The 25,960-nt window shown below is 69.1% G+C and carries 23 protein-coding genes; 10 read left to right on the top strand and 13 right to left on the bottom strand.

Annotated elements, in window-relative coordinates:
* Positions 1-180 precede the first annotated feature (180 nt).
* Entirely contained in the window at positions 181-510 is a 330-nt protein-coding gene (gene trxA / locus NR798_RS32230) for a thioredoxin (RefSeq protein WP_375766358.1), read from the top strand.
* Positions 511-561: 51 nt separating this feature from the next.
* Here trxA and NR798_RS32235 read toward each other — a convergent pair whose 3' ends face one another.
* Positions 562-1,290: a PilZ domain-containing protein gene (locus NR798_RS32235; RefSeq protein ID WP_375766359.1), complete on the bottom strand. Its 729-nt coding sequence runs from the start codon at positions 1,288-1,290 to the stop codon at positions 562-564.
* A 92-nt stretch (positions 1,291-1,382) separates the two neighbouring features.
* On the opposite strand from NR798_RS32235, the gene mgtE reads away from it, so the two are divergent.
* Positions 1,383-2,762 carry a magnesium transporter gene (gene mgtE / locus NR798_RS32240; RefSeq protein WP_375766360.1) on the top strand — a complete coding sequence of 460 codons (1,380 nt, stop codon included), beginning with the start codon at positions 1,383-1,385 and terminating at the stop codon, positions 2,760-2,762.
* Between the two features lie 151 nt (positions 2,763-2,913).
* On the top strand, positions 2,914-3,570 hold the full coding sequence (locus tag NR798_RS32245; protein ID WP_375766361.1) for a DUF6766 family protein: 657 nt from the start codon (positions 2,914-2,916) through the stop codon (positions 3,568-3,570).
* Between the two features lie 10 nt (positions 3,571-3,580).
* On the opposite strand, the gene rodA is transcribed toward NR798_RS32245, so the two are convergent.
* The 4 genes from rodA to mreC are packed head-to-tail and all read right to left on the bottom strand — an operon-like array spanning position 3,581 to position 8,086.
* Complete coding sequence (rodA, locus tag NR798_RS32250) at positions 3,581-4,732, bottom strand: rod shape-determining protein RodA (protein ID WP_375766362.1); 1,152 nt, start codon at positions 4,730-4,732, stop codon at positions 3,581-3,583.
* Positions 4,716-6,716: a penicillin-binding protein 2 gene (gene mrdA, locus NR798_RS32255; RefSeq protein WP_375766363.1), complete on the bottom strand. Its 2,001-nt coding sequence runs from the start codon at positions 6,714-6,716 to the stop codon at positions 4,716-4,718. The genes rodA and mrdA overlap by 17 nt, the downstream gene beginning before the upstream one ends.
* Positions 6,713-7,222 (bottom strand): hypothetical protein, encoded by a 510-nt coding sequence (locus NR798_RS32260; protein ID WP_375766364.1) that lies wholly within the window; start codon positions 7,220-7,222, stop codon positions 6,713-6,715. The genes mrdA and NR798_RS32260 overlap by 4 nt, the downstream gene beginning before the upstream one ends.
* A complete protein-coding gene (gene mreC, locus NR798_RS32265; protein ID WP_375766365.1) occupies positions 7,223-8,086 on the bottom strand; it encodes a rod shape-determining protein MreC in 864 nt (287 codons plus the stop codon).
* A gap of 223 nt (positions 8,087-8,309) precedes the next feature.
* On the opposite strand from mreC, the gene NR798_RS32270 reads away from it, so the two are divergent.
* Positions 8,310-9,878, top strand: a complete 1,569-nt coding sequence (locus NR798_RS32270; protein WP_375766366.1) for a SurA N-terminal domain-containing protein — start codon at positions 8,310-8,312, stop codon at positions 9,876-9,878.
* Positions 9,879-9,936: 58 nt separating this feature from the next.
* Here NR798_RS32270 and NR798_RS32275 read toward each other — a convergent pair whose 3' ends face one another.
* On the bottom strand, positions 9,937-11,028 hold the full coding sequence (locus NR798_RS32275; protein ID WP_375766367.1) for a diguanylate cyclase: 1,092 nt from the start codon (positions 11,026-11,028) through the stop codon (positions 9,937-9,939).
* A 46-nt stretch (positions 11,029-11,074) separates the two neighbouring features.
* Here NR798_RS32275 and NR798_RS32280 point away from each other — a divergent pair, with 46 nt between their 5' ends.
* Both NR798_RS32280 and NR798_RS32285 read left to right on the top strand, forming a co-directional pair.
* A complete protein-coding gene (locus tag NR798_RS32280; RefSeq protein ID WP_375766368.1) occupies positions 11,075-11,686 on the top strand; it encodes a Maf family protein in 612 nt (203 codons plus the stop codon).
* Positions 11,683-12,348 carry a YggS family pyridoxal phosphate-dependent enzyme gene (locus tag NR798_RS32285; protein WP_375766369.1) on the top strand — a complete coding sequence of 222 codons (666 nt, stop codon included), beginning with the start codon at positions 11,683-11,685 and terminating at the stop codon, positions 12,346-12,348. Before NR798_RS32280 ends, NR798_RS32285 begins: the two co-directional genes overlap by 4 nt.
* A 7-nt stretch (positions 12,349-12,355) precedes the next feature.
* Here NR798_RS32285 and NR798_RS32290 read toward each other — a convergent pair whose 3' ends face one another.
* Entirely contained in the window at positions 12,356-12,562 is a 207-nt protein-coding gene (locus NR798_RS32290; RefSeq protein WP_375766370.1) for a hypothetical protein, read from the bottom strand.
* Positions 12,563-12,863: 301 nt separating this feature from the next.
* Between NR798_RS32290 and NR798_RS32295 the strand changes: the two genes are divergently transcribed.
* The 3 genes from NR798_RS32295 to NR798_RS32305 are packed head-to-tail and all read left to right on the top strand — an operon-like array spanning position 12,864 to position 16,306.
* Positions 12,864-13,673, top strand: a complete 810-nt coding sequence (locus NR798_RS32295) for a DUF3108 domain-containing protein (protein WP_375766371.1) — start codon at positions 12,864-12,866, stop codon at positions 13,671-13,673.
* A gap of 28 nt (positions 13,674-13,701) precedes the next feature.
* Entirely contained in the window at positions 13,702-15,384 is a 1,683-nt protein-coding gene (locus NR798_RS32300; protein ID WP_375766372.1) for a DUF4091 domain-containing protein, read from the top strand.
* A 37-nt stretch (positions 15,385-15,421) separates the two neighbouring features.
* On the top strand, positions 15,422-16,306 hold the full coding sequence (locus NR798_RS32305) for a DUF3108 domain-containing protein (RefSeq protein ID WP_375766373.1): 885 nt from the start codon (positions 15,422-15,424) through the stop codon (positions 16,304-16,306).
* Here NR798_RS32305 and NR798_RS32310 read toward each other — a convergent pair.
* On the bottom strand, positions 16,296-16,664 hold the full coding sequence (locus NR798_RS32310; RefSeq protein WP_375766374.1) for a hypothetical protein: 369 nt from the start codon (positions 16,662-16,664) through the stop codon (positions 16,296-16,298). The two genes, NR798_RS32305 and NR798_RS32310, sit on opposite strands and share 11 nt — an antisense overlap.
* 265 nt (positions 16,665-16,929) lie before the next feature.
* On the opposite strand from NR798_RS32310, the gene NR798_RS32315 reads away from it, so the two are divergent.
* Entirely contained in the window at positions 16,930-17,547 is a 618-nt protein-coding gene (locus NR798_RS32315) for a MarR family winged helix-turn-helix transcriptional regulator (protein WP_375766375.1), read from the top strand.
* On the opposite strand, the gene NR798_RS32320 is transcribed toward NR798_RS32315, so the two are convergent.
* From NR798_RS32320 to NR798_RS32340, 5 genes are all read right to left on the bottom strand, one after another.
* A complete protein-coding gene (locus NR798_RS32320; RefSeq protein WP_375766376.1) occupies positions 17,436-19,178 on the bottom strand; it encodes a hypothetical protein in 1,743 nt (580 codons plus the stop codon). The two genes, NR798_RS32315 and NR798_RS32320, sit on opposite strands and share 112 nt — an antisense overlap.
* Positions 19,179-19,267: 89 nt before the next feature.
* On the bottom strand, positions 19,268-19,786 hold the full coding sequence (locus NR798_RS32325) for a DUF507 family protein (protein ID WP_043403067.1): 519 nt from the start codon (positions 19,784-19,786) through the stop codon (positions 19,268-19,270).
* Positions 19,787-19,925: 139 nt separating this feature from the next.
* A complete protein-coding gene (gene uvrC / locus NR798_RS32330) occupies positions 19,926-21,863 on the bottom strand; it encodes an excinuclease ABC subunit UvrC (protein WP_375766377.1) in 1,938 nt (645 codons plus the stop codon).
* Positions 21,864-21,869: 6 nt separating this feature from the next.
* Positions 21,870-24,014: an excinuclease ABC subunit UvrB gene (uvrB, locus tag NR798_RS32335; protein WP_375766378.1), complete on the bottom strand. Its 2,145-nt coding sequence runs from the start codon at positions 24,012-24,014 to the stop codon at positions 21,870-21,872.
* Positions 24,015-24,092: 78 nt separating this feature from the next.
* Positions 24,093-25,769: a M20/M25/M40 family metallo-hydrolase gene (locus NR798_RS32340; RefSeq protein WP_375766379.1), complete on the bottom strand. Its 1,677-nt coding sequence runs from the start codon at positions 25,767-25,769 to the stop codon at positions 24,093-24,095.
* Between the last annotated feature and the right edge of the window lie 191 nt (positions 25,770-25,960).

The following is a 25,960-nucleotide window of genomic DNA, read 5'->3' on the forward strand; positions in this document are numbered from 1 at the left end:
GCTTACACCTCAATGCCCCGGGCCGAAGCGTCATCTACATCAGACCGGGAAACGCTTGCGACGCCCCCGCCCCGTCCGCATCTAAGCAAGCAAAGGACCTGGAAGCCGGTCCTTGCAGGCTCATCGGGCACGTACTAGAGCACGCGCCCCTCTGCTTGGCTGCACGCCGAAGGAGACACCATGGCAGGCGCTGACGTGATGAACATCGGGGATGCGGAATTCGACAATGAAGTGCTCAAGTCCGACCAGCCCGTGCTGGTGGATTTCTGGGCCACGTGGTGCGCCCCGTGCCGGGCCATCGCGCCCGCAATCGAGGAGCTGGCCACCCAGTACAAGGGCAAGGTGAAGGTCGCGAAGATCGACATCGACAGCAACCAGCGGGTCGCCGAGCAGTACGGCATCCGCTCCATCCCCACCCTGCTCATCTTCAAGAATGGCGCGGTGGCGGGGACGATCGTCGGCGCCCTGCCCAAGGCGAAGATCGAGGCGGCGATCCAGAAGGTGATGTAGGCCCCACCCCGACCCGCGCGGAGGCCCCCACCGGGACTCCGCGCGGGCGGCTCACTCGCCGCGCCAGGTGTCCGTGGGGTTGTTGGCCTTGAGGAGCTCCCACGCGGCCAGGGCGTCCACCACCCGCTCCAGCTCGTTGGGCAGGCCGCGGGCGCGGTTGGAGCGCAGGTACTCCTCGGCGAAGGTGCGCAGCCGCATGTCCAGGAAGAGGCGTGCCAGCGACACCTCCGTCTGCCCGTAGAACTCCTCGAAGCGGATGCCGAAGCCCGTGGGATCGTCCTCGCGGCGCGGACGCTGCTCGCGGACGATCCGGGCGCGCGCCTCCACCGGGGCCGCACCGGGCTCCAGCGAGAAGCGCACCCGCAGCTCCGTGTCCATGGGCAGGAAGAAGGAGCTCTCCAGGAAGGCTCCGCCCACGCTCACGTTGGACGAGCGCAAGGTGGCGGTGAAGCGCCGCTCCCCGCCCTCGTCGATCCACAGCTCGAAATTCGTGGCGAGCCGCGCGCGCGGGAAGTGCCGGTGCTCCAGCTCCTCATCCGCCCCCACCTCGATGATGGGGGAGAAGAAGCTCCGGGGAGCGGCCTTGGCCGGAGCGGGAGCCGGGGCACGGCCGGGCAGCGCGAGAGCGGGCCTGGAGGGTGTCACCGTGGGAATCGGCCGGCGGGCCGGCTCGGGGCGCGGAGCCTCCTCCACGCGAGGAGCCGCGGGAGGGGTGGCCTCCGTACGCTCGGTGTCTTCTGACTGGCCGGGAGCCTTCTTCCGGGAGCCCTTCCTGTCCATCTTCTCCTCCTGGGGAACGGACTCAGATTTCCATACCCCAACCGGCGGGTTTCATACACCATGCGCGCCCTTGTCCGCGCGCGGAGATTGTGATGCTGGGAAACCTCCTGAAGCCCGAGTTCGAAGCGCTCATCGCCGCCAAGGACTGGGACGCGCTGAGGGATGCCTTCTCGGAGATGGATCCCGCGGACGTGGCCGAGGTCATCGAGGACCTGCCAGCGGACGAGAGCGGCATCATCTTCCGGCTGCTGCCGCGCGACACGGCGGCGCTCGTCTTCGAGTACCTCCCGCCCCACCAGCAAACGGAGATCGTCGGGACGCTGGGCCGGGAGCAGCTGAAGAACCTGCTGGACGAGATGGCGCCGGACGACCGCACGCGCCTGCTGGAGGAGCTGCCGGCCGAGGTGACGAAGCGGCTGCTCACCTCGCTGTCGCCGGAGGAGCTGAAGGTCGCCCGCAACCTGCTGGGCTACCCGGAGAAGAGCGCCGGCCGCTACATGACGCCGGAGTACCTCACCATCCCGGGCAACCTGACGGCGGGCGATGCCCTCGCGTACGTGCGCTCCCATGGCCAGGGCCGCGAGACGCTGCATGTGCTCTACATCGTGGACGAGAAGGGCCGGCTGCTGGATGACGTGCGGCTGGCGTCGCTGGTGCTGGCGGCTCCGAACACGATGGTGACGGACATCCACGACCGGCAGCTGGTGAGCATCCCCGCCACGGCGGACCGCGAGGAGTTCATCAGCATGTTCGAGAAGTACGACCGGGTGGCGCTGCCGGTGACGGACTCTCAGGGCGTGCTGGTGGGCATCATCACCGTGGACGACGTGCTGGACGCGGCCGAGGAGGAGGCCACCGAGGACATCCAGCGCATCGGCGGTATGGAGGCCCTCGAGGCGCCCTACCTGGACATCGGCATCACCGGCATGCTGCGCAAGCGCGTGGGCTGGCTGACGGTGCTCTTCGTGGGGCAGATGTTCACCGCCACGGCCATGGCCCACTACCAGGACGCCATCGCCCAGGCGGTGTTCCTCAGCGCCTTCGTGCCGCTCATCATCTCCTCGGGAGGCAACTCGGGCTCCCAGGCCACCTCGCTCATCATCCGCGCGCTGGCGGTGCGCGACGTGGAGCTCAAGGACTGGTGGAAGGTGGCGGTGCGCGAGGCCGCCAGTGGCGTCGCCCTGGGCGTCTTCCTGGGACTGCTGGGCCTGTTGCGCATCCTCATGTGGCCGCAGCACGAGATCGTCTACGGCCCCCACTACGCATGGGTGGGGGTGGCGGTGGGCCTGAGCGTGGTGGGCGTGGTGATGTTCGGCACGCTGTGCGGCTCGATGCTGCCCTTCCTGCTGCGGCGCCTGGGGCTGGACCCGGCCACCGCCTCGGCGCCCTTCGTGGCCACGCTGGTGGACGTCACCGGCGTGGTCATCTACTTCACCGTCGTCACCACCATCCTCACCGGCCGCGCGCTCTAACCCCGGCGTCTCGCCGCGTGGTCCGGCCGGCCAGACAGCCAGGCCCTCCTACCCAGGCCCGCCCTGACTCGAGGGGGCCGCAGTGAGTACCTTCCAAGACAGGCACGGAGGCAGAACCTCCAGAGTCATGCGAATGGGAGAGACTCCACCCATGCGGCGATTCCTGCGGAACAACGGGCTGTCCCTGGTGATGTTCGGCTTGTTCCTGCTCTGTTGGATCGGCCAGAGCCTCACGGGCTGGAGCCACTACAACCACGACCAGGAGGACCACGGCCAGCCGGGCGTCACCTGGAGCCAGTACCTCACCTCGGGGGAATTCATCGAGGCCACCTTCGAGAACTGGGAGAGCGAGTTCTTCCAGATGGGGTGCTTCGTCCTCTTCACCGTCTTCCTGCGGCAGAAGGGCTCGGGCGAGTCGAAGGAGTTCGAGCCGGAAGAGGTGGACAAGGACCCGCGCGCGGAGCGCAAGCCGGACTCACCCGGTCCGGTGCACCGGGGGGGTCTCGCGCTCCAGCTCTACAGCCACTCCCTCACGATCGCGCTCTTCGGCCTCTTCGCCTTCTGCTTCTTGATGCATGCGGTGGGCGGCAGGGCCGAGTACAACGAGGAGGCCCGGGCCCACGGCCAGCCCACGCTCGGGCTGCTGGCCTTCATGGCGACCTCCACCTTCTGGTTCCAGTCCTTCCAGAACTGGCAGAGCGAGTTCCTCTCCGTGGCCGTGCTCGTCGTGCTCTCCATCTTCCTGCGGGAGAAGGGCTCACCGGAGTCGAAGCCGGTGCACGCCTCCCACCAGCAGACGGGCCGGTGAGCCCGTCCGCTCAGAACATGTGGCGTCGCATGCTGATGTTCACCAGCAGCCCGATGCTGAGCATCACGCTCACCAGCGAGGAGCCGCCGTAGCTGAGCAGCGGCAGGGTGATGCCCGTCACCGGCAGCAGGCCGATCACCATGCCGATGTTCTCGAACACCTGCCAGAAGAGCATGGACACCACCCCCACCGCGGTGAAGGCGCCGAACCGGTCCCGGGCGTTGAAGCCCACCCCCAATCCGAAGGTGAAGATCAACCCGTAGAGCACCAGCAGGAGCACGCACAGGACGTAGCCCTGCTCCTCGGCCCACACGGAGAAGATGAAGTCCGTGTGCTGCTCGGGGAGGAAGGACAGTCCCGTCTGCGTCCCCTCCTTCCAGCCCTTGCCGGACAGGCCTCCGGAGCCCACGGCGATCTTCGACTGCGCCGCGTGGTAGCCGCTGCCCCGCAGGTCCGACTCCGGATCCAACCACCCGGAGATGCGCTTGCTCTGGTGCGGCTTGAGCATGTGCCGGACGATGGTGGTGCGCGGCTCGGGCACGTCCCGCACGTAGTCGTTCCAGATGACGATGGCCCCGGCGAGGATGCCCGCCACCATCACCGCCACCAGGTACCAGCGCACCTTGCCGAACAGGATGACCGTCAGCGAGGACAGAAAGATCATCAGCGCGGTGCCCAGGTCCGGCTGCACCAGCACCAGCGTGAAGGGCACCATCACCACCAGCACCGGCTTCACCAGCCGCTTGAGGCCGTAGGAGCCGTCTCCGGGCTTGAAGTCGTCGTGGTACACCTTGGCCAGCATCAGCAGCACGCCAATCTTCATGAACTCGGCGGGCTGGATGCGGATGGGACCCAGGACGAACCAGCTCTCGGCGCCCTTGGCCTTGTGGCCGATGAAGCGCAGCGCGATGAGCGCCAGGATGTTGGCGATGTAGATGGGCAGCGCCATCCGGTGCAGGACGCGGTAGTCCACCAGGCACACCACCATGCCAATGGCGAGGCTGACGCCCAGGTAGAGGGCCTGGCTGGTCCACACCGGCGTGGCCTGCGCGCGCGAGGCCGAGGCCAGGTTGTAGATGCCCAACCCCGACACCGCGAGCACGCTCAGCAAGAGGCCCCACGGAATGTGGGGCACCATGCGGCGCTCAATCCGCAACTGCATCATCGCCTCCAGCGGTCACCCGGGTGAGCACGTCCTGCACGCTCGGCGCATCCGGCAGCGTCGAGACGTAGGGCGTGTTCTGACGCGGCGGCGGGTTGGCCGCGTCCTCCTTCTTCAGGTCGAAGTACTTCTTCATGACCGCCATCGCGGTGGGCGCGGCGTCCGCGCCACCGTGGCCACCATGCTCGTTGATGACGACCACGGCGATCTCGGGGTCTTCCGCGGGCGCGAACCCGGCGAACCACGCGTGGTCGCGCTGGAAGAAGTCCATCTGGTGCGTCTTGAGGCGCACCGCGCCCAGCGAGGCCACCTGCGCGGTGCCCGTCTTCCCCGCCACCGTGACGTCCTTCAGCCCCGACTGCACCATCGCCCTGTAGGCGGTACCGCCCGGCACCATCGCCGTGGCGAACAGCCCCTCCACCACCGCCTTGCGGTGCGCCTCCGGAATCTCGATCTTGTTGACCACCTGCGGATCGAACTGCTGGATGACCTCGCCATCCAGGCCCTCGACGCGCTCGACGAGCTGCGGCTTGTAGAGCGTGCCGCCATTGGCGATGGCCGCGTACACCATGGCCATCTGCAGCGGCGTCACGTTGTCGTCGCCCTGGCCGATGGCGCTGTTGAGCGCCATGCCCTTGGTGTAGCCACCCGCGGACGCCTTGTTGTGGTAGTCGCTGCTGGGCATGATGCCCGGCACCTCGGCGAGCACGCCAATGCCCGTGGGAGCCCCCAGGCCGAGCGCCTTGCCCATCTCGGCGATCGGATCCAGGCCGAGCGTGTCCGCCACCTTGTAGAACCAGGTGTCACACGAGTACTGCAGCGCCGTCTTGCCGTTCACCGGCCCGTGGCCGCTGTCCTTGTGGCAGCGCCACAGCCGCGCGCCCAGCCGGTAACCGCCCGGGCACGTCACCACCGTCTCCGGCCGGAAGAGGCCCGACTTGTAGGCCGCCAGCGCGGTAATCACCTTGAAGGTGGAACCCGGGCTGAAGTGGTCCGCGGAGATGCGGTTGATCATCGGCTGGAGCGGATCCTTGGCCAGCGAGGCCATCTGCGCCGGGGTGATGCGGCCGGTGAGCAGGTTGGGATCGAACCCCGGGCGCGACACCACCGCCCGGATGAGGCCCGTCTTCACGTCCACCGCCACCACCGAGCCCGCCGCGCCCGGGAAGGCCCGCTCGGCCTCTTCCTGCAGCCGCATGTCGATGGACAGCACCAGGTTGTTGCCCGGCCGCGAGGGCACCACCGCGTCCTTGCCCAGCTTGTCGCTGAACTCCTCGATGATCTTTCCGCGCGCGTTGACGACTTCCTTCTGCACCCCGTCCGTGCCCCGCAGCGTGGACTCGAAGTAGCGCTCCAGGCCGCGCCGCCCGATGTAGTCACCCAGCGCGTAGTGCGCCCCCTCGGACTTGAGCTTCTCGAGCTCCTCCGTGGTGATCTCGTTCATGTACCCGAGCACGTGCGAGAGCACGCTCGAGGTGCGGTAGTTGCGGTGCGGCACGGGCACCACTTCCACGCCGTCCAGCATGTCGCGCCGGGCGTTGATGCGGTCGTACTCGTCACGCGTGAGATCGATGCGCACCGGCAACGGCTGGAAGGGCGCCGTGCGGCGCGCCACCTTCACCTGCTCCTCCACCTTCTTGCGCGTGGGCTCGTCCCAGCCGAGCAGCTCGCCCAGGCGCGGCAGCACGTCCTGCGCGCAGTTGGTGCAGAAGGCCGGGGTGACGAAGGCGTCGAAGGACGGACGGCTGTCCACCAGGATGGTGCCGCGCTTGTCCTTGATGAGGCCGCGGTCCGCCCGCAGGCGCACCTCCTTCACGAAGTTCGCCACGCTCTTGGCGGCGTACTCCTCGCCCTGGGTGATCTGCAGCCGGTAGAGCTGGACGGCCAGCGCCACCATGCCGGCGACCATCGCCAGGCCCACCCATACGAAGCGGCGCTTGAGATCGCGCCCAGGAGTCGTCTCGGACAGCGTCGGAGGCGTCAACGCAGCAACCCCGCGGAAGAAGTGCGATCCTGCGACGCCTCGAAGCGCCGCAGCAAGGGATAGAGGAACACCGCCGCCACGCCCGTGAGCGTCACCTGCAGCGGCAGCCCCGGCAACAGCGCCGAGGCCGAGCTACCTTCCTTCGTGGTCATCCAGGTGAAGAAGCTGGCGAGCAGCCCATGGCCCACGTCCGCGCCCATGGCGAAGAGGACGAAGGCCACGCGGCCGCGCACTTCCACCAGGCTCACCACCAGCTTGCCCACCAGGAAGGTGAGGACGGCCAGGAAGGTGAAGAGGCCCGTGGGCTGGCCGCTCATCAAGTCGAGCAGATAGCCCACCGAGAAGGCGGAGATGGCCCCCTCCCGCGTATTGGCGCGCACGGCCAGGAAGGCCACGAGCACCACCGTCACGTCGATGCGGCTGATGGCGAGGCCCAGCTGCTGCACCACCACCGACTCCAGGGTGAGCAGCAGCAACGCCAGCCCGAGGGTGACCAGGAACTTCATCTAACGCTCACCTCCGGAACCGCCCGCCGGTCCCTGCACCAAGGCCCCGAAGGGGTTGCCCATCACGAGCACTTCCTCCAGCCGCGTGGTGTCCACCGCGGGTGCCACATCGCCCCCCAGGAACATGCCGTGCTCCGTCTTCTCCAGGCGCGTCACCTTCCCCACCACCAGCCCCGGCGGGTACACCCCGTCCGTGCCGGAGGTGATGATCAGGTCGCCCTCCTGGACGTCCTCGGTGCGCAGCATGTTCTCCAGCCGCAGCGGACCCTTGCCCGCTCCCGCCGCCGTGCCCCGCGCCCGCGAGCGCTGCACCCGCACACCCACCCGGCTCTGCAGGTCCGTCACCAGGGCCACGTCCGCCCACCCGCCCGTGCTGCGCACCACCTGGCCGATGATGCCGTCCGGCGTCACCACGGACATGCCGCGGAACACCCCGTCCGACTCACCCCGGTTGATACGCACCGACAGCAGCTTGGCCACCGGATTCACCCCGATGACCCGCGCGGGTATCTCCGGCCCCGGCGCCGCCTCGGCGTAACCGAGCAGGCCTCGCAGCCGCTCGTTCTCCGCCCGCGTCTCGCCGAGGGCCTGCACGGTGGCCCGCAACTGCAGGTTCTCCGCGCGCAACTCCTCGTTGGCCTGGCGCACCTCGCGCAGGTCGATGTAGCCGTACACCACGGCCTTGACCCCATCGATGAGGCCAATCAGTCCGCGCTGCAGGGGGGCGGACAAACCAATGACCGCCCGGTCCACGAAATTGGGGTCGCGTCCGCGCCGACCCGTCGTCAGGAAAGCCCCGAACGGGTACAGCAGCAGCCCACCCACGATGAGAAGCGTCAGGTTGCGCTTGAGAAGCGACAGCACTTCGTGAAGGTCCGTGTAGGAGAGAGGGAGCGGCAGCTACGACAGGGGGGCTCGCTAACTACTCTGAATCGCTTGCATTTTCCGGGGTGTTGCTCTAGGCAGTCAAGGTCTTCACGGGGGGTGGCGTTCCATCGTCCACCATCCGACCGGGCACCCAACACACGCGCGCCGCGAATCCTTCCACGGGGGGAAACACCCGGCGCGTCTCAAGGCAAAAGGCATCATGAAGGACGCTCTCGAGCCGCGGAAGGTCGTCATCTACGTCTTCATCATCGCGATCGCGGTGGTGTTCACCCTCCAGTTCGGACCTGGCAGCTCGGGGTTCGGCCGGGCCAACCCGGCCGGGACCGCGCCGTCGGCGGCCGCGGTGGTCAACGGCAAGGAAATTCCGTTGATGGAGTTCCGGCGGGAGTACGTGAACCAGCTGCAGTACCTGCGCTCGCAGGGCCAGCCGGTCTCCGAGGCGATCGCCCGCCAGTTCGGCCTCCCCCAGTCGGTGCTGGAGCGGATGGTGAACACGGAGCTGCTCGCCCAGGCGGCCGAGCGCCACGGGCTGCGGGCCTCGGATGAGGAGATCGTCAAGGTCCTGCAGAACCGGCCCGACTTCCAGAAGGACGGCCAGTTCGACCTCGCCACGTACCAGCAGATCCTCCGGGACTACTACCGGCAGACGCCCGCGGACTTCGAGGAGGACATCCGCCGCCAGCTGACCGCGCAGAAGATGATCGGCATGGTGCAGAGCGGGGCGGTGGTGTCGGACGACGAGGTCCGGACCCGCTTCGAGAAGGAGGGCAACCAGGCGCGCATCGTGTTCGCCCGCTTCCTGCCCAGCATGTACGCCGCCAAGGTGCCGGCCCCGAGCGCCGCGGACCTGGCCGCCTACCGCCAGGCCCATGAGAAGGAGATCAAGGACTACTACGAGGCCAACCGCTTCGTGTACCAGCAGCCCGAGCGCATCCGCGCGCGGCACATCCTGGTGAAGGTGGCCCCGGACGCCACGCCGGAGGCCAAGGCCAAGGCGATGGAGCGCGCCCAGGCGCTGCTCAAGGAGATCGAGGGCGGCAAGGACTTCGGCGAGGTGGCGCGGGCCAGCAGCGAGGACGCGGCCACCAAGCCGGGCGGCGGAGACCTGGGCTGGAAGGAGCGCGGCAACTGGGATCCGGCGCTGGCCAACGCGGCCTTCGCGCTCGAGCCGGGCAAGGTGACGCAGCCCATCGAGACGTCGTTCGGCATCCACTTGGTGAAGGTGGACGAGAAGAAGCCGGCGCAGGACAAGACGCTGGAGCAGGTGCAGGACGAGATCGCCACCACGCTCTACAAGCAGGACAAGGCCAAGGAGATGGCGCGCGCCGAGGCCGACAAGGCGCTGGCCACGGTGAAGGGCGGCAAGAGCATCACCGAGCTGTTCCCGCCCGAGAAGGAGCAGCCGGCGCTGCTGCGCTTCGAGACGGAGACGCGTCCGGAGGCGGTGCAGACGGACACCTTCAACGCCGCCAGCATCAACGTGCCCCACCTGGGCCCGGCGCCGGACCTGCTCACGGCGGTGTTCGCCAGCAAGGGTCCGCAGGTGCTGGAGCAGGTGTTCCCGGTGGGCGAGGGCTTCATCATCGCCCAGGTCACCGAGCGCCAGCTGGCGGATGACGCCAACTTCGCCCAGAAGAAGGACGAGCTGCGCAAGCAGGCCGTGCAGGCCAAGCAGTACGAGGTGGCCGAGTCCTTCGTGAAGTCGCTGCGCAAGAGCGGCCAGGTGCAGACCAACACCGCCGCGCTCGACCAGGTCACCGGCGGGTAGCCGTCGCGAGGGGCACTGCCTCTCGTCCAGGGGGCGTCTCCCTTCGGGGGGCGCCCCCTTACTTCTTGCGGGGCATCACGGCCGCGCCGCCGGGCAGGTCCGCGTGCGGCACCGCGAGGCACACGTCATCCCGGCCCCGCGCCTTGGCCGCGTACATGGCGAAGTCCGCCGCCCGCACCAGGTCCACCGATGACAGCGCGTGCTCCGGGTAGGTGGCCACCCCCAGGCTCGCCGTCACCTGCAAGTCCAGCCCCGCCGCCTCCTGGAAGCGCCGGTTGCGGAAGGTGTCGCGGATGCGCGTGGCGCTCGTCATCGCCCCATCCGTGCCCGTCTCCACCAGCAACAGGGCGAACTCGTCCCCGCCGTAGCGGAAGACGTAGTCCAGCTGTCGGCAGCAGGAGACGAGCAGCTCGCCCACCTCCTTGAGCACCGCGCTGCCCACCAGGTGGCCATGCGCGTCGTTGATGGCCTTGAAGCGGTCCAGGTCCAGGAAGATGAGCGACACCGGGTGGTGGAAGCGCTGCGAGCGCCGCACCTCGTGCTCCAGCTGCGCGCGCAGGTGCCGGGCGTTGTAGACGCCCGTGTGCTCGTCGGTGATGGTCAGCTCCTGCACCCGCCGGAAGTTGCGCGCGTTCTCGATGGCGATGGCCGCGAAGTCCGAGATGGCCGTCAGCGCCATCAGGTCATCCTGGGTGAAGGGCCGGTCCGTGGAGCCATTCACCAGCTCGATGACGCCCAGCACCCGGCCGCGGGCAATCAGCGGCACCGCCACGATGGAGCGGGTGCGGAAGGCCGAGACCTCATCGAAGCGGGAGGCGAACAGCGGGTCGCGCGTCACGTCCTCCACCAGCCGGGCCGTGCCCGTGGAGAAGACCGCCCCGGCGATGCCCTCGCCCGGGGTCAGCTGCAGCCCCTTGAGGACCTCCGCCCCCTCCCCCACGGCGATCTCGAAGTAGAGCTTGCCCGTGCGCTCGTCCTGGAGCAGCAGCGACCAGTTGCGGGGCCGCAGCAGGCTGCGCACCTTCTCCATCATCAGGTTCAGCACCTCACGCAGCTCGAGCGTCGAGGTCAGAGCCTTCGCGATGTCGTTGTAGGCGGCCAACTGCTCCACCGTGCGCGTCATGGCCGCGAGCAGGTCCGCGGGATTCATCCAGGGTCCACTCCAGGGCGCAGTTCTGCTAGAGGCGAGCCGTAACATGCACACCTCAGTGGGTCAAACCCGGCTCGTTCTCGCGTCCGCTTCGCCGCGGCGGCGCGAGCTCCTCGGCCAGCTCGGACTGGCTTTCGACGTGTCCGCGGCGGACATCGACGAAACCCCCCACCAGGGCGAGGCCGCCCCAGCCTACGTGCTCAGGCTGGCCCGGGAAAAGGCCCGAGCGGTGGCCACCCGCACTCCGGGCGCCTGGGTGTTGGCCGCCGACACCACCGTCGTCCTCGGAGAGGAGCTGCTCGGCAAGCCCCACGACGAGGCCGAGGTCCGCGAGATGATGGGCCGACTGTCGGGTAGGACACACGAGGTCCAGACGGGCGTGGCCCTCGCCGGCCCCGGGGGCGAGCACCCTGGCGAGTACTCCACCGTGGTGCGCACCCGCGTCACCTTCCGCCCGCTGAGCGCGGGGGAGATCGCCTGGTACGCCCGCACCGGCGAGTCCCTGGACAAGGCGGGCGGCTACGCCATCCAGGGCAAGGGCGGCTTCCTCGTGGCGGGCATCGAGGGCAGCCCCACCAACGTCATCGGCCTGCCCCTGGGCGAGACGCTGGAGTTGCTCGCCCGGGCCGGCGTCCCCCTTCCCTGGAGCAAGCCATGAGCGGCGTCGCCGAGCGGTTGGAGCAGATTCGAGCCCGGGTGGCCGCGGCCTGTGCCCGCGCGGGCCGGGCGCCCGGCTCCGTCACCCTGGTGGCCGTCTCCAAGCTGAAGCCGGCGGCCCTCATCCGCGAGGCGTACGCGGCGGGGCAGCGGGACTTCGGGGAGAACTACGCGCAGGAGCTGCGGGACAAGGCCGCGGAGCTGGCGGACCTGGAGGGCCTGCGCTGGCACGCCATCGGGCCGCTGCAGACGAACAAGGTGAAGTACGTGGCCAAGGCCGCCCTCTCCTTCCACGCGCTGGACAGGCTGGAGGTGGCCCAGGAGCTGTCGCGCCGTCGGCAGGACGCGCCCATCCCCTGCTACGTGGAGGTGAACGTGGGCGGCGAGGCCAGCAAGAGCGGGCTGGCTCCCGAGGCGCTCGGGCCCTTCCTGGAGTCCGTGCGCGCGCTGCCGGGGCTGCGCGTGGAGGGCCTCATGTCGCTGCCCCCGCCCACCGAGGACGAGCAGGTGGCGCGCGGCTACTTCCGCACCCTCCGGGAGCTGGCCCGCCAGCACGGGCTGACGGGCCTGTCCATGGGCACCACCCATGACTTCGAGCTGGCCATCGAGGAAGGGGCCACCCTGGTGCGCGTGGGCACCGCCATCTTCGGCGAGCGCACCTGAGCGCCGCTCAGAGCTCCTTGAACTTGAAGCGCCCGTTGTCCTGGGCCTTCACCCCGAACTCGAGGCCGCAGTAGTTGCAGAGCACCTCCTGGCCGTCCGAGAGCGGCTCCTCGAGCGGGTTGTTGGCGTTGCACTCGGGGCAGTCGAAGTCCTTACGGCCGTTCTTCGAGCCCGAGTCCTTCTCGTCCTCGTCCTCGTAGTAGTCCAGCGGCATCGCGTCCCTCCTGGGCCGGGCACGGGCTCCACGCCGGCCGGGCTCCACCCAGGCTAGCAGCCTCGCGGGGGGAAGGGCTCCCCCTCCCCACCAGCGCCCACCCGCCCCGGGCCCCGCTCCTGGCCGCATGCTGTCCAGCCGGGCCATGGCCGCCTCCCATCCGGGCGCGCACGAAGGGGGGAATTCTGCTGTTGAATGGGCCCCACGGCCATCCGTCCATCAGGATGCAGCCGGGGAATCGCGGGCTGGCGGTGGAGTTGGCACCCCAGGATGCGGCTGCCTACCTTGCCAGGAGCCATTGATGCGCATGCAGTCCAAGGGAATGTTCACCGGGATGCTGTTGAGCCTCCTGTTGTCGGGGGCTGCCCTCGCCCAGGGTGGGAGTCCGTCCGCCTTCGGCCCCGGTGAGCAGGCGCGCTATCGCATCCAGTACCTCGGGGTGACGGCGGGCACGGCCCAGGTGACGGTGGGCGCCCCCATGAAGCAGTGGGGCAAGGACGTGTGGCCCATCGTGTCGCTGGCGAAGTCGGAAGCCATCGCGGGCGTGTGGCCCGTGAAGGACAAGTACGTCTCCTATTGGGACTTCGGCGGGCAGCGGGTGCTGGGCTCGGACATGCACGAGGACCAGAACAACAAGCGCCGCCGCGTGCGCGTGAAGCTGGCCGAGGACGGCAAGAGCGCCCAGGTGGTGAAGCAGAAGGAGGGCGAGACGCCCCGCGAGTCCACCCATGAGCTGGCCGAGGGCACCCTCGACGTGGCCGGGGCGACGTTCGCGCTGCGCAACCGCGTGCTGGAGGTGGGCCGGGAGTACGCCTACCCCGTCTTCACCGGCTCGAAGACCTTCATGATGAAGGCGAAGGTGGAGGCGCGCGAGACGCTGGACACGAAGCTGGGCAAGCAGGACGTGTTCCGCCTGCGCGTGTACACCGAGTTCTCCGGCAAGCTGGCCTCCAGGCGCGACATGGTGGCCTGGTTCACCGCGGACGCGCGCCACCTGCCGGTGCGCATCGAGGCGGAGCTCGTCCTGGGCTCGCTCGTGGCGGAGCTGACGGAGTACCAGCAGGGAAAGATCATGGCGTCGGCCACGGCGACGGCGCAGAACGAAACCTAGAGCGGCCAGGGGCCGCGGAGGGGGAGACATGGGGGCGGGTTGGGCGATGGGGTGGTTGCTCGCGGAGCTGCTGACCGCGGCACCCGAGCCCCGGGTGGTCTCCGCGCTGGAGAAGGTACGGCCCGGCGTCGAGCTGAAGGGTGAGAAGGAAGCCCGGTTGAGCCTCGCGCGCGGGGAGTGCGAGGCCGCCCAGGTGGTGCTGCCCCCGGGCAACGCGCGGCTGAAGGTGAAGCCGCTGGCGCTGCGCGGACCCGAGGGCAAGACGCTGGAGGCCTCGGTATGGCGCGAGGCCTTCCTGGACGTGAAGACGCCCTCCAACTCCCAGGGCGGCACGGGGCTGTGGCCGGACCCGCTGGTGCCAGTGGAGTCCTCGCCAGGGCCGGAGGGAGCGCCCACCGTCCTCTACGTGGAGCTGTGCGCCCCGGAGTCCCAGGAGCCGGGCACCTACCAGGGCGTGCTGCACGTGGAGGCCGGGGGCAAGGCGCTCGCGCCCGTGCCCTTCACTGCGGAGGTGCAGCCCTTCGTGCTGCCCGCCACCTCCTCGCTGCCCAACAGCTTCGGCATCTCGCTCTACAGCATCTCCAAGGCGCACGGGTTGAAGCCCGAGTCCCCCGAGGCCCGCGAGCTGCTGCGCGACTACGTGGGCGCGCTGCTCGCCCATCGCATCACCGCCCATGGCATGAGCATGGAGGCGCCGCCGGTGCGCTTCGAGGGTGGCAAGGCGGTGGTGGACTTCCGCGCGTACGACGCGGAGATGGGCCCCTTCCTGGAGGGCTCCGCGCTGGACTCGGGCGCCCGCTTCACCACCGCCGACGTGCGCGACAGCAAGGCGGCCCGCACCGACGCGGAGAAGTCCGCGTACTACCGCGCCTTCGCCGAGCACTTCCGCCAGAAGGGCTGGAAGGCCCGCCTCTTCTTCTACGCCAAGGACGAGCCCAAACCCGAGGACGTGGCGCTCGTGCGCACCCAGGCCCTGCGCGTGCGCGCCGCCCAGCAGGACGTGCCCGTGCTCGTCACCGCCCCTCTGGATGACGCGCTGCGGGGCTCGGCGGACATCCTCGCCCCCACCCTCAACTGCTTCTTCCCCCGCCCCGGGCCCCAGACGTGCCGCAACGTCGTCCCGCTGCAGACGCTGCGCGGCAAGCTGGAGCCCCACGTGAAGGTGTGGTGGTACCAGAGCTGCAACTCGCACGGCTGCAACGGCGGCCCCGCCGCGGACGCCGCCGCCGAGAAGGTCTACAGCGGCTGGGCCTCGTACATGGTGGACCACCCCACCCCGCTCAACCGGGCCATGGGCCCGCTGGCCTTCCTCTCCGGGGTGGACGGCGAGCTCTATTTCGACACCGTCTTCGCCTACAACACGAAGGACCCCTGGAAGGACGTCTTCGAGTTCGGCGGCAACGGCGACGGCACCCTCTTCTACCCGGGCACTCCAACCCGGCCGGGCTTCTCCCGCCACCAGCCCGTGGTGTCCTTGCGCCTCAAGCACATCCGCGATGGCCTCGAGGACTACGAGTACCTGCGGCTGCTGGAGACGCTTGGGGAGCAGACATTCGCCCGGGAGGCCGCGCGGAGGCTCACCCGCTCGGGCTATGAAGTGGAAACGGATGCCCGGCAGTGGGAGCAGGTACGCCGGGAGATGACCCTCCGCCTGAGGAAGCGCTGGGAAGCGTCCGAATATGCGAAGCGTTCGGGCGTCCGTCCCAAGTGAATTGGAGACCTCTCACCTGGAATCTAGGATGACCGCCATGCGCACCGCCCTCGCAGCCCTCCTGTTCAGCTTCTCCTCCGCTGCCTGGGCGCAGCTGCCCGACGCGGATGGGCCCGAGGACAACAAGGCCCTCTCCCCCGCCCAGGCGCCGGCCACCAAGCCCACCGTGCCCGCCTGCGCCCAGCGCCTGCCTGGCCTGCGCTCCCCGCTGGCCTTCGCTCCGGGCGAGGAGCTCGAGTTCGACCTGGATGCCATGGGCGCCACCGCCGGCAAGATGACCATGGCGGTGCAGAAGAAGCAGGACGGCTCGCTCCCGGTGCAGATCAAGGTGCAGACCAACTCCTTCTTCTCCAAGGTGCGCCGCGTCAACGCCACCGCGATGAGCTACATGCACCCGAAGACGCTGCGGCCCTCGCGCTACACCGAGGACGCCACGGAGAACGAGCAGCACCGCACGGTGGACGTGGCCTTCAACGCCAAGGACCGCAGCGTCCGCGTGGACTACGTCATCAAGGGCAAGCCGGGCAGCAACAACTACTCCTACGACCACGAGGGCATGGACGTGGCCGGCGCCATCTACATGATGCGCCAGCTGCCCCTCAAGGAGGGCATGCCCCTGTGCTTCGACGTCTACGGCGTGCGCCGCATGTGGCGCATGACGGGCAGCGTGGTGAAGCGCGAGCACGTGTCGCTGCCGCTCGGCGAGTTCGACGCCTGGCACCTGGAGGGCACCGCCGTGCGCCTGGACAACCCCAAGCTGAAGCGCGAGGTGCACGTCTGGATTACCGACGACGACCGCCGGCTGCCGCTCGCGGCCGTGGGCACCATCGACCTGGGCGCCGTGCGCGCCACCCTCACCTCGTACTCCCGCCCCGGCGAGAAGGCCAGGCAGGCCCAGGGCAAGGAGCAGCTCAAGTGGTAGTCGTCTGACGCATCAACCCCGCCGCCTGCGACAGCCGGCGGCGCACCCGCGTCACCACGTCCATCAGCAGCTCCAGCCGCTGAAGCACCCGTTGCTCGTCCCCCGCCTGCACCATCCCCAGCGGGGAGAGCGCTTCGGGATGGAGGGCCTCGAGCACGTCGGCGAAGTGCGCCTCGACATCCCCCAGCGCGTCGAGCCCCTCGCGCAGGTCGTCCTCCAGGAAGTCCAGCAGCACGGTGGAATCGGCTCGCACGGGCAGCACGTGGCCGAGGTGCTCCATCGACTGGCGGAGCGGATCGGCCCCCGAGCGGCGCAGCGTCGCGGGAGCGGCAACGAGGGCGGCAGCGGGTGTTGTCATGTGCGACAAGCTACAGGCCGGTAGCAGGGGGTCAATTTTTCGCTCCGCTCCCGGCCGTGAGGCGAAATGCACCCTGAGCGGCATTTTGCCTCACGGGGACGCGCGCTTTGCCAGCCTCGGAGGCCTTGACGCACCCTCCCATCCAGGGAAGCGGGAGCGGCACACGCCTTGCTTTATTTGGCGGTGCAACTGGCGCCGTGCAGCACCCCCGAGGACTCCCGATGCTCTCCCTGCCCCCCGAAACGGCCGCGAGCCTCCCGTGGCCATGAAGTCGATTGACGAGATCGGCGCGCCCTCCGCCGCGAACGAGACCGAGGCGCCACCGTTGGACGAGGTGATGGAGTTCCTGCGCCTGTTGTGGGCCGTGGACCAGGGCCTGCGCTCCACCTCCAAGTGCATGGAGACCACGATGGGGCTGACAGGCCCCCAGCGGCTGGTGGTGCGGCTGGTGGGCCAGTACCCCGGCATCACCGCGGGCGGGCTCGCGGAGATCCTCCATGTGCACCCCAGCACGCTCACCGGCGTCATGAAGCGCCTGCAGAAGCGCGGCGTCGTCGAGCGCAAGTCGGATCCGCTCGACGCGCGCAAGGCGCTCCTCTTCCTCACCACGGAGGGCCGGGCGCTCAACGTCCCCTCCGCTGGGACGGTGGAGGCCGCCGTGCAACGGGCGCTCGCCCGCGTGCCGAAAGCACGGCTGGAGGGGGCCCAGGACGTGCTCACCGTGCTCGCCAAGGAGCTGGGCGTGGGCAACGCCCCGCTCCCCTTCGACGGTCAGGGCGAGGGCGCGGCCCCGGGTGCCGACACGGACGGGGTCGTCGCGGCGGGACTCGCACCCGCGTTGGGGTTGGCGGGCACCAGGCCCGGCACCGAGCCCGCTCCCTGAGTCGTCGCTGGCGCCGTGGCGCCGGGCGGCGTGGCGGAGACGGGCTGCGAGTTGAGCGGCGGCGGCGCGGCGATGAGCGGCACCGCGGGCTGCGCGTTGAGCGGCTGCGGAGAGGCGACGAGCGGCACCGGCTGCTGCGCGGTGAGCGGCCGGGGCGTGGCGACGAGCGGCACCGCGGGCGTCTGCACCTGCCCCGGGCTCGGCGTCTGAATCACCCCGGACGTCACCCGCGTCCCTCCGAAGGCGAACTCCGGCCCGGCCACGCCGGGCACCAGCGGCACCACGGAGAACGAGCCCTGGGTGGACAGGAAGCCGGACTGCTGCGGTGACGTGGTCTGCGGCACGAAACCGTTCAGCTGGGGTTGGGGCAGCTGATTGCCACTCTGGCGCGCGGGGTTGTTCTGGAAGGCCTCCGGGACGATGGGGGTCCGCTGGCCGGGAAACTGCGAGTCGAGCTGGCCAGGTGCCCCGGGCTCATTCGCGTTGAGCGCAACCCGCCCCGGGAGCTCCGGCGTCAGGAAGGCATCCGGAACGATGGGCGTGGTGGAGAACCCGGGTGACGTCACATCCGGCTGATTGGGGTCCTGCGTGGCGGGGGACACCCGGCCCGGGGCCAGGAAGGTATCGATGACGCCCCCCTGCTGGGCCGCGGGTCCTGGCAGGGTGGTGTCCGCCACCGGCGCCAACTGCTGGGTCCTCGACGGATCCGACAGGCCATCCCCGCTCCCCAGCTGGGTCTGCCCGGCACCGAACTGGCTCTGTCCGGCACCGAACCGGGCCTGCCCCGTACCCGCCACTCCGGAGCCCCCCACGCCCTGCTGCTGGGAGAGCGCGCTGTTGGGAACGGCGCCGAGCGAGGCGCCCCCCGGCACCGGCGTGCTCGGCGGTGCCACCCCGGCGACACTTCCCGCCGTGGGCACCGACGCGACCGAGGGCACGTCCGTGCCATTCACGGTGATGGCCACGTTGTCGAAGTCGAACTGGATGAAGCCGCGGGGCTCGGCCTCGCGGGGCAGGTTCCACGCCAGCACCGTCAGCTCGGTGTCTCCTGGCCGCGCCACGGGCAGCGTCCGGAAGGTGTCATCGTCCGCGTGCGCCCCCCGGTCCAGCGCGGCGGCATGGATGAGGGCCGCATCCGTGAGCAGCTCCCCGTTGCGCCAGACGCGTCCGATGCCCCACACCGCCGCCGCCGCGTGCACCCGCGACGTGTTGGAGAAGCCGAGCATCGCGCCGCCGTGCATGTCCTGGTCGAGCACCACCCCGCCCCCGATGGGCTGGGCCGGGGCTCCCGGCAACGGTCCCAACACGGGCCTGGCGGCCAGGGCCTGGGCCGGCGGGAAGCCCGCCTGGTCCAGCTCCACCCGGTACGTGTCACCCGCGATGTCGAAGGTGGCCACCAGGCTGCCGGCATCCCCATAGGTCGCCCGGGGGTCCGCGATGCGGTCCCGCACGGACAGCTCGGCCCCACCGGTGCCCCGCTCGAAGAGGTCCGTGAAGGGGAGGGTACCCTGTGTGAAGAAACCGACGTTGCCCGTCGTCCTCGCGGACACTTCGGGCCCGTCGAAACTGAAGCCCACCGGGCTGGCTGCGAGCAGCCCGGTGAGCACGAAGCTGGAGAGGAATCCCGCCATCGACGCTGCCTCCTCCAGGGAGGGTAGGCAGCGGAGGCGGTGGTTGGCGGCCCCGAGCGGCCAGGCGGACGAGCGCCCGCCCTACCCGCCTAGATGAGGCCCCGCGCGCGGCGGATCTGCTCCACCGTCTTGTTGTACTCGATGTCGAAAGCGCTGGTGCCCTCCTGCAGATGCTTCAGCCGGGAGCGCGCCTCCTTGTCGATCTCGTCATCCACGTCCAGGTGCTTCTTCATCACCACGTGGATCTTCTGCCGAAGCACGTTGTCGGCGGCATACACCTCCTCGACATTGCGGCTGATGAGGAGGAATTCGATCATCTGGTTGATGACGTATTCGATGCCCTCGTCCCCCATCTTGAAGCCGCGGACGTCGGCCATCTCACGCTTGACCTGGTTGAACTTGGAGTAGTCGTAGCCCCGGCGCTCCAGGGCCTCGCGCGTGGCCTGATTCACGCGCTCCTCGTTTGCCAGGTACTCCCGCATGATGGCGGACAGGTCCATCTCGGCATCAGCCACGCGCATCGGCTCTACCTCGATATCCCCGTCCTGCATCAGCCTCTGGACGACCTCCCGGGAGATGATCGGAATCACCTTCGGATAGAGCCTCATATCGGTCCCTCGCCCCTTGAAGACGTCTCGACTGGACGTGTCCGCTATAAATCAGCGCCAAGCCCAGCCGCAATGAAAAACCCCAGGAACATCGCGGATTCAGCGGTCTTTGCCGCACCCGCTTTCGACCGGAAATTAATCACGGCGAGCCGGGTGGCGACCCTTCTTCTGACTTTTCGTCCACCAGGGCACCCGCATCCGCCAGGGAGGCTTCGCGGATGGGATCCTCCGAGTCCTCCTCCGGGTGGCCGTGGAGGGCGGCGTGAACCCGCTCGGCCAGGGTGGGCCCGAGCACCTCGCCCAGCTCCTCGATGGTGGCCTCGCGCACCCGCTTGAGGGAGCCGAACTGGCGCAGCAGCTGCTTCTTGCGCGTGTCCCCCACCCCGGGAATCTCCTCCAGCACCGAGTGGAAGTTTCCCTTCCGCATGGACTTCTGTTGGAAGGTGATCGCGAAGCGGTGGGCCTCGTCGCGCAAGCGGGCGAGCAGGTAGAGCTCGGCCGAGTTCTGCCGCAGGACGATGGGGTCCTTGCGGTGGGGGATGAAGACGCGCTCGGGGCTGCGGTTGCTCTCCTCGTCGCGGTCGTGGACCTCGAGGTCCCGGCTCTTGGCCAGGGAGATGATGTCCACGCCCTCCACCCCGAGGTCCTTGGCGGCGGCGAGCGCGCTGGCGAGCTGTCCCTTGCCACCGTCGATGACCAACAAGTCAGGCAGGTCCCCCTCCTCCTGGCCGCGCTTGAGCCGGCGGGAGATGACCTCGTGCATGCTGGCGAAGTCGTCCTGCTTCTCCAGCGTCTTGATGCGGTAGCGGCGGTAGCGCGACTTGTCGATCTCCCCGTCGGTGGCGGCCACCTGGGAGGCGACGATGCTGGCGCCCTGGAAGTGCGAGATGTCGAAGCACTCCACGCGGCGCGGCAGGTTGCGCAGGTGGAGCCGCTCCTGGAGGCGGCGCAGCACCACCTCGGTCTCGTCCTTGGTGCGGCGGCGCTCGATGACGGCCTGCTCGGCGTTCTTCTGCGCCATGTCCACCAGGTCACGCTTCTCGCCGCGCTTGGGCACCATCACGCGTACCCGCTCGCCCTTGCGCTCGGTGAGCAGCGCCTCCAGACCCTCGCGCTCCTCGATGTCCAGCGGGAGGAGCACCTCCTCGGGCACGAAGTTGCCCTGGTCGTAATAGAGGTTGACGAAGGAGGGCAGCAGCTCCTCGTCGGGGAACTCCTGGCTTCCGAGCGGAAAGGCCTGGCCGCCGTTGAGCCGGCCCTGGCGCACATAGAGGACGTAGACGAGCAGCCGGTCCCCGTCGCGGTGGGAGGCGAAGACGTCCTGGTCCTTGAAGTCGGTGGTGGCCACCTTCTGGCGCTCGAGGCTGCGCTCGATGGCGAGCAACTGGTCGCGGATGCGCGCGGCCTCCTCGAACTTGAGCTCGCCGGCGGACTGCTTCATGCGCGCGCGCAGCCCGTCCACCAGCTCCCCCGCCTTGCCCTCGAGGAAGAGGACCACCTCGTCCACGCTCTTGCGGTAGTCCTGCTCGGGGACGGGGTAGACGCAGGGCGCGGGGCAGCGGCCGATCTGATGGAGCAGACAGGGCCGCTTGCGGTTGGCGAGCACGTGGTCCGTGCAGGTGCGCAGGTGGAAGTAGCGGTTGATGATGCGCAGCGTCTCGCGGATGGCGCTCGCGCTGGAGTACGGGCCGAAGTAGCGCGCGCCGTCCTTCTCGTATTTGCGCACCACCTCCAGCCGGGGATAGGGCTGGGTCCGGTCGAGCCGCAGGGAGATGTACTGCTTGTCGTCCTTGAGCAGGACGTTGAAGCGCGGCTTGTGCTTCTTGATGAGCTCGTTCTCGAGGAGGAGGGCTTCCTTCTCGTTGTGGACGAGCACCGTCTCGATGTCGCCGAGGAACTGATCGAGCAGCGAGACGAAGGCGCGCGTGTCCCCGGTGCGGGTGAAGTAGGAGCGCACCCGGTTGCGCAGGTTGATCGCCTTGCCCACGTAGATGATCTCACCGCGGCGGTCCTTCATCAGGTACACGCCGGGCTCGGTGGGCAGCGACTCCAGCTTGGCTTCGAGCTTCGCGTCCATACGGGGCTAGCGGCTCCTCCTCGACCCGATGCCCGTCTTGCCGTGAGGCGGACCGCCGCCGCCGCCCTTGCCTCCGCGCTTGCCCTTGGGACCGGGCGTGCCGGGCTTCCTCTCGTCGGCGGGCTTCGGCGGGGCCTTGAGCAGCGAGCGGCTGGGCGGCTTGAGCCCCAGCTCCATGTCCTTGAGCAGGACGATCCGGTCGCGGACCTCAGCGGCCTTCTCGAACTGCATCTCGTCGGCGTAGTGCTGCATGTCCTTGGTGAACTCGCCGATGAGGCGCTTGATCTCCTTGGGCTCCAGCACGTCGTTGGCCGAGTCGGCGGCCAGGGGCAGCGCGGACGGATCCGCGTCGTAGAGGTGCTCGGAGAGATCGAGGATGTGGCTCTTCACCGCCTTGGGGGTAATCCCGTGCTGGGCGTTGTAGGCCTTCTGCACCTCGCGGCGGCGGTTGGTCTCCTCGATGGCGAGCTTCATCGAGTCCGTGAGCGACTCGGCGTACATGATGACGCGGCCATTGAGGTTACGGGCGGCGCGGCCGATGGTCTGGATGAGGGACACGTGGCTGCGGAGGAAACCCTCCTTGTCCGCGTCGAAGATGGCCACCAGGGACACCTCGGGGATGTCGAGGCCCTCGCGCAGCAGGTTGATGCCCACCAGCACGTCGAACTCGCCCTTGCGCAGGTCGCGGATGATGGCCATGCGCTCGATGGCGCCGATGTCCGAGTGCAGGTAGCGCACCTTGACGCCCACCTCGGTGAGGTACTCGGTGAGATCCTCCGCCATGCGCTTGGTGAGGGTGGTGACGAGGACGCGCTCCTTCTTCGCCACGCGCTTGCGCACCTCCTCCAGCACGTCGTCCACCTGGTTGCGCGCCGGGCGGACCTCCACCTCGGGGTCGATCAGGCCCGTGGGGCGGATGATCTGCTCCACCACCACGCCCTTGGACTTCTGCAGCTCGTACTCGGCGGGGGTGGCCGAGACGAAGACGGCCTGCTGCACCATGTCCTCGAACTCGGTGAACTTGAGCGGGCGGTTGTCCAGGGCGCTGGGCAGGCGGAAGCCGTGCCCCACCAGCGTCTCCTTGCGCGAGCGGTCCCCGCGGTACATGGCGCCGATCTGCGGCACCGTCTGGTGGCTCTCGTCGATGAGCACCAGCATGTTGCGCGGGAAGTAGTCCAGCAGGCACGGCGGGGCCTCGCCCGGCATCCGGCCCGAGAAGTGCCGCGAGTAGTTCTCGATGCCGTTGCAGTAACCCACCTGCTCGATCATCTCGAGGTCGTACATCGTGCGCTGCTCCAGCCGCTGGGCCTCGAGCAGCTTGCCCTCGCGCTTGAACTCCTGGAGGCGCTCGGACAGCTCGTCGCGGATGGTCTGCAGCGCGCTCTTCCGGGTGTCCGACTGGGTGACGTAGTGGCTCGCGGGGAAGATGACGACCTTCTCCAGCACGCCCAGCGTCTCGCCGCGCAGCGGATCGAACTCGGTGATCTTCTCCACCTCGTCGCCGAAGAAGCTCACGCGCACGGCGCGCTCCTCCTCGTAGGCGGGGAAGACTTCCACGGTGTCGCCGCGGGCGCGGAAGGTACCGCGGTGGAAGTCGAGGTCATTGCGCTCGTACTGGCTCTCCACCAGCTTACGGATGAAGCTGTCGCGGCCCAGCTCGGCGCCCACGTTCACGGTGACGGCCATGTCCACGTACGAGCGCGCGGTACCGAGGCCGTAGATGCAGGAGACGCTGGCCACGATGAGCACGTCGTCGCGCGTGCGCAGCGAGTGCGTGGCCGAGTGGCGCATGCGCTCGATCTCATCGTTCACGGAGGAGTCCTTCTCGATGAAGGTGTCCGTGGTGGGGATGTAGGCCTCGGGCTGGTAGTAGTCGAAGTACGAGACGAAGTACTCGACGGCGTTGTGCGGGAGGAGGGACTTGAACTCACCGTAGAGCTGGGCGGCGAGCGTCTTGTTGTGCGCGATGAGCAGGGTGGGACGCTTCACGTTGGCGATGACGTTCGCCATGGTGAACGTCTTGCCCGAACCCGTGACGCCCAGCAGCGTCTGGTAGCGATCCCCGCGCAGCAAGGCCTCGGTGAGCTCACCGATGGCGCGCGGTTGGTCGCCCTGGGGCTTGTAGTCGCTGACGATCTGGAACTCAGGCATGGCGCAGAGGTTTAACACCCGGAGTGCGGGGATGCCGGGTCCAAATCGTCCGTCCGCAAGCGGGAGGACGGAGCGGGGCTACCTCGCCCCCTCGCTCCTCAGGGCCTCGAGCGACTGGAGGCGGGGGGCCTCGAACTCGTCGCCCTTGTTCCAGCGGGGCAGTTCGCGCGTCCGGGCCACATGCGCCCCGAGGAGGAAGAAGAGCCGCACGTCCTCCACCGCGCCGGAGAAGTCCCAGTCCGGGCCCAGCTCGTCCGAGGGCTGGTGGTAGTGCAGGGCCTCCCACTTCTCGCGGCGCTCCTTGCCCCACCCCGGCGGCCGGCCGATGAAGTCCATGCCGCTGCTGAAGTAGGCGGCGGGGATGCCCAGCCGTGCGAAGTTGTACTGGTCCGAGCGGTAGAAGAAGCCCCGGTCCGGCAACTGGTCCGCCTTCACGATGCGCCCCTGGGCCCGGGCCAGCGCCGTCAGGGGCGCGTCCAGCGAGGACTTGCCCAGGCCGATGACCGTCACGTCCCGCGTGCGCCCGTGGATGTTGAGCCCGTCGATGTTGATGTTGGCCGCCACGCGTCCCGGTGGGACGGGCAGGTGCTCGGCGAGGTACTGCGAGCCCAGCAGCCCCTGCTCCTCGGCCGCCACCGCCGCGAAGAGGATGGAGCGCGCCGGAGCCCGGGGCAGCGCGGTGAAGGCCTCGGCCGCCTCGAGCATCGCCGCCACGCCGGATGCGTTGTCCACCGCCCCGTTGTAGATGGCGTCCTCGCCCGGCTTCGCGTTCTCCTTCATGCCCAGGTGATCATGGTGCGCCGTGTAGAGCACCACCTCCTTGGACAGCCTCGGGTCGCTCCCCGGAAGCAGGCCCAGCACGTTCGCCGTGGGACGGCGGCGCACCCGGTTGGCGAAGCGCGTGGACACCTTCACGCCCAATGGCACCGGGCGGAACTCCCGCTTCTGGGCCGCCGTGCGCAGCGCGTCCATCTCCTGGTCCGACAGCCGCAGCACCCGGCGCGTGGCCTCGTCCGTCGTCCAGGCCTTCATCTGCAGGCGCGGGGTGTCCTCCGAGGCCGGCAGCTCGAACTGCTCGCCCGACCAGGACGTCTGCACCACCCGCCACGCGTACCCCGCGCTCGGCGTGGTGTGGAGGATGATGGCTCCCGCCGCCCCCACCTTCGCCGCCTGCTCGTACTTGTAGTCCCAGCGGCCGTACCGCAGCCGCGCCTTGCCTCCGAAGAGCTTCGGGTCGTCCTCCGGGTCGTTGTTGAGGATGAGGAGCGTCTTGCCCCTCAGGTCCATCCCCTTGAAGTCGTCCCACTCGTACTCGGGCGCCTGGATGCCGTAGCCCACGAACACCAGCTCCGAGTCCTGCAGCACCGCCTCCGCCGCCTGCACTCCCGAGCTCGCGATGAAGTCGTCGTGGAACGTGAGCTCCACGCGGCCCGAGGCGCTGGTGAAGGTCAGGGTCTCGGGGTGGCCCGTCATGCTCACCAGCTCGAAGGGCTGCAGGTAGCCGCCATCCGGGCCCGCGGGCTTCAGGCCCAGGAGCTGGAACTGCGTCGCGATGTAGTGCTGGGCCAGCGCGTCGCCCCGCGTGCCCGGGCCCCGGCCCTCGAGCAGATCCGAGGCCAGGAAGCCGATGTGCGCCCGGAGGTCGCCAGCCTCGATGCTCTGGGCGGCCGACTTCTCCGCCGGTGTCGTGAGCTGGGCCCGGGCGGCGAGCGGCAGGAGGAACAGGACGGCGAGGGGCACCAGCATTCGCTTCATGGCTGGTGTGCCCCTACCATGACCTGACCGCGGGCGCGGGGGTGTTCTTCGCCTGGATGGTTGAACCGTAGACCCTCACCCCAGCCCTCTCCCAGAGGGAGAGGGGGCACCCACGGGTTCAACCCGGGGGACGGGCACCCTCACCCCGGGGGGCTTGCCCCCCCTTTGAACGACGGGGGGATCCTCTCCCG

Source organism: Archangium gephyra (assembly GCF_042230915.1).
GTDB classification, from domain to species: Bacteria; Myxococcota; Myxococcia; order Myxococcales; family Myxococcaceae; genus Archangium; species Archangium gephyra_B.